Source organism: Phenylobacterium sp. (genome assembly GCF_036402295.1).
Classification (GTDB): Bacteria; Pseudomonadota; Alphaproteobacteria; order Caulobacterales; family Caulobacteraceae; genus Phenylobacterium.
Genome location: NZ_DASWTE010000359.1, coordinates 1 through 5,613, shown reverse-complemented (window position 1 = coordinate 5,613; position 5,613 = coordinate 1). Strand labels below are relative to the sequence as shown.

4 protein-coding genes and 1 pseudogene are annotated in these 5,613 nt (G+C 71.3%); 1 reads left to right on the top strand and 4 read right to left on the bottom strand.

Features of this window, described 5'->3' with window-relative positions; translation table 11 throughout:
• From VGD44_RS21240 to VGD44_RS21225, 4 genes and pseudogenes are all read right to left on the bottom strand, one after another.
• A pseudogene (locus VGD44_RS21240) lies at window positions 1–203 on the bottom strand (MFS transporter); the annotation flags it as partial.
• Window positions 204–305: 102 nt separating this feature from the next.
• Window positions 306–1,385 carry a site-specific DNA-methyltransferase gene (locus tag VGD44_RS21235; protein ID WP_331090378.1) on the bottom strand — a complete coding sequence of 360 codons (1,080 nt, stop codon included), beginning with the start codon at window positions 1,383–1,385 and terminating at the stop codon, window positions 306–308.
• 88 nt (window positions 1,386–1,473) lie between these two features.
• Window positions 1,474–3,723, bottom strand: coding sequence for an ATP-binding protein (locus tag VGD44_RS21230; RefSeq protein WP_331090377.1), 2,250 nt, complete (start codon window positions 3,721–3,723; stop codon window positions 1,474–1,476).
• A gap of 120 nt (window positions 3,724–3,843) precedes the next feature.
• Window positions 3,844–4,914 carry a DUF2332 domain-containing protein gene (locus VGD44_RS21225; RefSeq protein WP_331090376.1) on the bottom strand — a complete coding sequence of 357 codons (1,071 nt, stop codon included), beginning with the start codon at window positions 4,912–4,914 and terminating at the stop codon, window positions 3,844–3,846.
• 138 nt (window positions 4,915–5,052) lie between these two features.
• Here VGD44_RS21225 and VGD44_RS21220 point away from each other — a divergent pair, with 138 nt between their 5' ends.
• Entirely contained in the window at window positions 5,053–5,508 is a 456-nt protein-coding gene (locus VGD44_RS21220; protein ID WP_331090375.1) for a GNAT family N-acetyltransferase, read from the top strand.
• The last annotated feature ends 105 nt before the right edge of the window (window positions 5,509–5,613 follow it).

Genomic DNA, 5,613 nt, shown 5'->3' with positions numbered 1-5,613 from the left:
CGCCGGTCCATGCGGCCGAGACCCCAGGCCACGACCGGGCCCAGCACCGCCGAGGTCAGGACGTAGGCGGTCTGCAGCTGGCCGGCCACGGCGGTAGAGACCCCGAGGTCCGCCGCCATCGGCTCGATGAGGCCTGCGAAGATGAACGCCGCCGAGCCGAACGCGAAGGTGCACAGCGTCAGGACATAGATGCGCGGGTTCACCGCCGCCGCCCGCCCATCAGTGCTTCCCCGTGCAAACGCCCGTTTGGTTCAGGGTGGCCGAAACTGCGGTACGGCGTCGAGCCCCAATCGGCGGCGAGCCGCCTATGCCGGCAGCTGCGCCCGCACCTTCGCGCGGAGCACGTCGATGGGCGCGAGGCCCTTGTCGGTCTTGAAGTGCCAGTACGTCCAGCCGTTGCAGGCCGGGGCCGACTGCACCATGGCGCCCACCTTGTGGATCGAGCCCGCGAGCTCGCCCACCACGAGGCTGCCGTCCGCCCGCACCCGGGCGGCGTTGCGCCCCTGCGGGCAGTAGAGCACGTCGCCCGTACGCAGCAGGCCGGCCTCCAAGAGCGACCCGAACGGCACCCGCGGCTCCGCCTTCTTGGAGCCGGTGACGACCATCTCCTCGGCGGTCGCCGGAATCACCTTGGCGATGCGCGCCTTCGCGATCTTCGCGTAGCTCTCCTCGCGCTCGATGCCGACGAACTTGCGACCCAGCCGGCGGGCGACGGCGCCCGTCGTGCCGGTGCCGAAGAAGGGGTCCAGGATCACGTCGCCCGGCTTGGTGGAGGCCATGATCACCCGGTGCAGCAGCGCCTCGGGCTTCTGGGTGGGGTGGGCCTTGTCGCCGTTGTCGTCCTTCAGCCGTTCGTCGCCGGTGCACAGCGGCAGCGTCCAGTCCGAGCGCATCTGCAACTCGTCATTGGCCATCTTCATGGCGTCGTAGTTGAAGGTGTAGCGCCGCCCGCCCCGGCTCTTGGTCGCCCAGATCAAGGTCTCGTGGGCATTGGTGAACCGCGTGCCCTTGAAGTTCGGCATCGGGTTCGACTTGCGCCAGACGATGTCGTTGAGGATCCAGAAGCCGAGGTCCTGCAGCGTCGCGCCCACGCGGAAGATGTTGTGGTAGCTGCCGATCACCCACAGCGCCCCGTCGTCCTTCAGCACCCGGCGGCACTCGGCCATCCAGGCCTTGGTGAAGGCGTCGTAGGCCGCGAAGCTCTCGAACTGGTCCCAATGGTCGTCGACGGCGTCGACCTTGGAGTTGTCCGGCCGCAAGAGGTCGCCGCCCAACTGCAGGTTGTAGGGCGGGTCGGCAAAGACCAGGTCGACCGAACGGTCGGGGAGCTTCTTCAGCTCCTCGATGCAATCGCCCGTAAGGATGGCGTCGACCGGCAGCGCCATGGGGCTCACCTCTGAAATCCAGGAAACACCTTAGAATCCTGGGGCCGACATGGTGAAGACCGTCTTACCGGCCATGGTGAATGAGGTCTTAAGCCGCTAGCCGCGCGGCGGCGTGGGGGCCCAGGGCGCCCAACAGTTGGGCGGCGGACACGGGCTTGTTCAGGTGGCCGTCCGCGCCGGCGGCGACGCCCGCGTCCACGTGTTCCTGCAGACCGTTGGCTGAGACGATGAAGATCGGCATCCGGGCGCGGCCCGCGGCCGCCTCCCAGGCGCGGATCCGGCGGGTGGCCTCCAGGCCGTCCATCACCGGCATCTGGATATCCATGAGCACGGCGTCGAAGCCGCCCGTCTCCGCTGCTTCGAGGCCGGCGCGCCCGTCTTCCACGGCGGCATGCTCGATGCCCGCTGCGTCCAGGATCAGGCCCAGGACCTGGCGGTTGATCTCGTTGTCGTCGACCACCAGCACCCGGAACCGGCCCGGCTCGGCCGGGCTCGGCAGCGTTGGGACGGCGGCCGCGGCGTCGGGCAGGCGCGGCAGGCGCAGCGTGAATGCGAAGGTCGAACCCTGGCCGGGCGTGCTGACGCAGTCCAGCTCGCCGCCCATCAGGGTCACATACTCGCGGCAGATGGCGAGCCCCAGCCCGGCGCCGCCGTGCCGGCGGGTGGAGCTGTCGTCGGCCTGCTGGAACCGGCCGAATAGCGCCCCCTTGGCGGCCTCGTCGAAGCCCACGCCCGTGTCGCGGACGGCGAAGGTCACCCGGTCGCCGTTGCGGCTGACCCGGAGCGCCACCTCGCCGGCCTCGGTGAACTTCACGGCGTTGCTGACCAGGTTGCCCAGCACCTGGCGCAGGCGCAGCCCGTCGCAGGCCACGCGCCCGCAGGCCTCGTCGATCTCGAGTGTCAGCGTCACGCCCTTCTGCTCGGCGCGGGCCGCGAAGAGGGCACGCACGCCCTGCGCCACTTCGGACAGCGACGTGGGCTCGGGCCGCAACTCCGCCGCGCCCGCCTCAGCCCTCGCGAGGTCCAGAAGGTCGGTGAGCAGCGCGTTCAACAGCGAACCCGAGGTGCGGATCACCCCCACCAGCTGAGCCTGCTGCGGATCGAGCGAGGTCCCCGCAAGCACGTCGGCCACGCCCAGGACGCCGTTCAGCGGCGTACGGATCTCATGGCTCATGTTGGCCAGGAACTGCCCCTTGGCGCGGTTGGCGGCCTCGGCCGCGTCGCGGGCGTCGGCCAGCGCCTGGGCCGCCTGCTCCTGCTCGGTGATGTCGGTGAGCACGGTCACCCCGCCGCCGTCGGCGGTGGCGAACGACTCGTGGCGGATCCAGCGCCCGTCGGTCGACTTCAGCAGCATCGGCGGGGAGGCTCCGTTGGTGGCCACGCGACGGCGTTCGAGCTCGTCGCTGCCGTCCGCGGGCCACCAGCCGGCCTGCAGCGCGGCCTCGACCATGGCGTATCGCGTCAGCCCTTCACGGACCTCGACGCCCACGTCGGCCATGAATCGGACGTAGGGCCGGTTCCACGACAACAGGCGGCTCTCGGTGTCGTAGAACGCCAGCGCAGACGGCACGACGTCCAGGGCGTCGCGCAGGCCGCTCAGGGTGGTGCGGTGACCGTGCCGCTCCATCCAGATCAGGCTCGAGGCCGCCGCCAGCAGCAGCGCCGCCAGCGCCACCGTAGCCACAACCAGCACGCCGCGGCCCACGACCTCGGCCGGCACGGCCCGGGTCGGGTCCGGGATCAGATGCACGGCGGTCATGGCCGTGAAATGCAGGCCCACGATGGCCAGCACCAGCAAGAGCGCCGGCACGGCCCAGCCGACGCGACCCTTCAACCTGCCGCGCGCATGGAAGGCGCCCGCCGCGCCCGCCGCGCCGACCAGGATCGACGCCACCACGTAGCGCTCGTCCCATTCGATGCGCAGCTGAGCGCGCAGGGCGGCAATGCCCATGAAATGCATGGCGGCGACGGCGAAGCCGGTGAGCGCGCCGCCCGCCAGGGTCACGGCCCGACCCGGCTGCAGCACCGGCAGCGCGAAGCCCACGCCCATCCCCACCACCGCGGTCGCCAGCGAGGCGACGGTGAGACCGATCTCGTAGGCCATCGTCAGGTGCGGCTGGTAGGCCAGCATCGCCACGAAGTGCGTCGCCCACACGCCCGAGCCCGCGACGAGGCCGGTCAGCGCCATCCACGCCCGGCGCGTCCCGGCGCCGGACGCCGCGAGGCTCCTCAAATGAAAGCCGAACGCCGCCGTGCAGGCGGTCGCGCACACCAGCGCGGCCAACACGACGAGGCGCAAGTCGTGCTCGACGACGATACAGGACAGGACCGAAAGCATACGCGGGGGGACGGCTCGGAACTGGGGGGGGTTCCTGTCACGCTAGGTGACCGAGGTTAATTTAGCCTGCCCGACTTCGCGCCGGGCGCGCATCGGCGGCGCCCACTACTCCCCGTGGAGCTAGGACGCCCGCACCCAGGCTCCGTGCGGGTGGACCACGGCCAGCAGCCGGTCCTCGCCGCCCGGCCAGCAGGTCAGCCGAAGCTCCACGACGGCGAGATTTTCGGGCGACGGCTCCATCCGCAGCCAGGCGAACGGGGCGGCCTCCGTCGCCTGCGCGCCGATCTCGGCGATCGCCGCCGTCAGCCCCTCGCGCGTCTCGGCCGGCAGGTACTGCCAGAAGATCGAGTGGTACAGCACCGTGGCCGCTCCGGATTGCGGCTGCACGCGGGCGCGGACCCAGTCCAGCGCGTCGGCCGCCTCGACCCGCAGGCCCAGTTCCGCGACGAGGGCGATCGCGGCCCGGCTGCGCTCCAGCCGGTCGAACTGGTCGGGCCAGATGCAGGCCAGCAGGCGCTGACGCTGCGCGGCATCGGTCAGATCGGTCGGCCGCCGGTCGCAGGCGGCGCGCTCGACGACCTGCGGCTTGGCGTCGACCGGCGGCGCCGGGCCGCTCCAGTCGATCGGAACGCGCACCGTCGCGGCGGGGTCGCCCCACTCGGCGTCGCCCCCGTCATCCTGGCTCAGGCGGTAGTGGAACCGGTCCCACAGCATGTTGAGGCCGGCGCTGGCGCCCAGCTCGAAACAGCGCAGGGGCAGGCCCGTTTCCGCCGCCACCCGCAGGAACCCGCCCAGCAGCACGCCGGAACGCCGCACTTCATTGGTCTGCGGCTCGTGGCCCATGAACGCGGTCAGGCGCCCGTGCTGGCTGGCGATCAGGGCGCGCCCGACGGTCCAGGCCGCGTCCGGGTCGCCCGGCCGCCCGTCGCGCGGATAGGCGCGCGACAGCTCCGGAACCTCGTCGCCGGCCGCCAGGTGGGTGAAGGCGTTGACCAGCCGGATCGGCGCCGCCTCGTCGAAGACCTTCCGGCGGGAAGCCCCCTTCCACGGCGTCAGCAGCTCGCCGACCGGCCCGCCCGCTTCGAGGTCGGCGGCCATGTGGGCCAGCATCGCGCCGTTGAATGGCGAGCCGAACTCGCGGCACACCTCGGACTGCAGGCGCAAGGCCCCGACCAGGATCTCATCGCTCATGCGCCGCATGGCAGCCGCAGGGGCGGGCGAGGGTCAATCTTGATTGAAACGATCAAGCTCAGCGGCCTAGACTCCGCGCCAGTCGGACCGCAGCGCCTTCTTTGCCCGTCCCGGGCGACGAGAACCTGTGAGACATCCATGATCGAGACTGTCCTGCGCGACGGCGGCTGCGGCGGCATCTGCCGCGACCTCCTCGCCGACCTTTCCGACTGGTTTGGCAAGCCGGATTCCAACGCCGGCTACGAGACCGCCGCCGAAACCCAATCCACCTGGCTGGCCACCCTGGACGGCGGGCCCGCCGGCCTCATGATCCTGAAGCGCCACGAGGCGGCGCTCGAGATCTGGTTCATGGCCGCCCGCCGTGACCTGCGCCGCCACGGCGTCGGCCGGGCGCTGATGGCGCAGGCGGAGCGCGCCGCCCGCGCCGAAGACCTGTGGCTGACCGTGAAGACCCTGGGCCCGTCCGCTGTCTACGAGCCCTACGCCGAGACCCGCGCCTTCTACCGCGCGATGGGCTTCCGCCCGCTGGAGGAGTTCACCGACCTCTGGAACGACCCGGAGAACCCCTGCCTGTTCATGGCCAAGGCGCTCTGACCTCACCGAACGTCAGTCGAAGGTGAGCTCGCCCTGTTCGGGCTCGACCGTGCGCGGGTCGACGCCCGCCAGCACCAGCTTCACCGGCCGCCACGCCCGGCGGTG

What these genes read in the sequence shown, in the direction of transcription:
- VGD44_RS21235 (WP_331090378.1), bottom strand. Translation starts at nt 1,385, where the DNA reads ATGGCGCTGCCGGTCGACGCCATCCTTACGGGCGATTGCATCGAGGAG.
- VGD44_RS21230 (WP_331090377.1), bottom strand. Translation starts at nt 3,723, where the DNA reads ATGCTTTCGGTCCTGTCCTGTATCGTCGTCGAGCACGACTTGCGCCTC.
- VGD44_RS21220 (WP_331090375.1), top strand. Translation starts at nt 5,053, where the DNA reads ATGATCGAGACTGTCCTGCGCGACGGCGGCTGCGGCGGCATCTGCCGC.
- VGD44_RS21225 (WP_331090376.1), bottom strand. Translation starts at nt 4,914, where the DNA reads ATGAGCGATGAGATCCTGGTCGGGGCCTTGCGCCTGCAGTCCGAGGTG.